Raw genomic sequence first — 727 nt, 5'->3', positions numbered from 1 at the left:
GCTGGATCACCTCCTTTCTAAGGAAGCTGTGGAACTGGTAAGACGCTGAGACATGTCTCAGATGAACCTTCCCGTGCTTTTTAGAACATAGATGGCACCAGTCAGGTGACCATCGCAACGTAATACGTCACGGAGCCTTCATGGCCCGATGATATGGCGGGCTGCGCCGTCCACGTTTCTCTTTCTTCAAAAGGATATCGAACCATAGGTTTGCGCTCACGCGCTGTTCGCACCTTCGGTGCTGCGCTCCGCGAGGGCGCCGGACGACCGGCGACGGCCTCTGGCCTGTATGGGTGATCTGTTCCGAGGCTTAGCTTTGGAATGGGCGCTGCGCAGAGAGATGGGCCCGTAGCTCAGTTGGTTAGAGCACACGCTTGATAAGCGTGGGGTCGGAAGTTCAAGTCTTCCCGGGCCCACCATTTGCATTTGTAAGTGGTGGTTAGTTTGGGTTTGCCTGATCCTGACGGTTTGCTGTCAGGTGTTTGCGATGGTTGGGGCTGTAGCTCAGCTGGGAGAGCACCTGCTTTGCAAGCAGGGGGTCAGCGGTTCGATCCCGCTCAGCTCCACCAATTCGCTTGGTGTCGAGACTGAGAGATATCCTTTGAAGAAATAAAAGTTTGCATCGGCTTATGGCCTGATGCCTGTTCTGCATACATTGTGAAGAGAAGATTGATCTGGAGGCTTCCAGGTGTTTTGGGTTTTGGCCCGAGACGTCCGAGCCCAGTTC

2 tRNA genes are annotated in these 727 nt (G+C 54.6%); both read left to right on the top strand.

The annotated features are described in order from the left end of the window. Window positions 1-342: 342 nt before the first annotated feature. Window positions 343-419: transfer RNA gene (locus K6M89_RS30535), tRNA-Ile, on the top strand. 74 nt (window positions 420-493) lie between these two features. After that, window positions 494-569: transfer RNA gene (locus tag K6M89_RS30530), tRNA-Ala, on the top strand. Window positions 570-727 lie beyond the last annotated feature (158 nt).

The sequence above is a fragment of the Rhizobium croatiense genome, from assembly GCF_019793465.1.
Taxonomy (GTDB): Bacteria; Pseudomonadota; Alphaproteobacteria; order Rhizobiales; family Rhizobiaceae; genus Rhizobium; species Rhizobium croatiense.
This window is presented reverse-complemented; position numbering and strand designations above follow the sequence as displayed.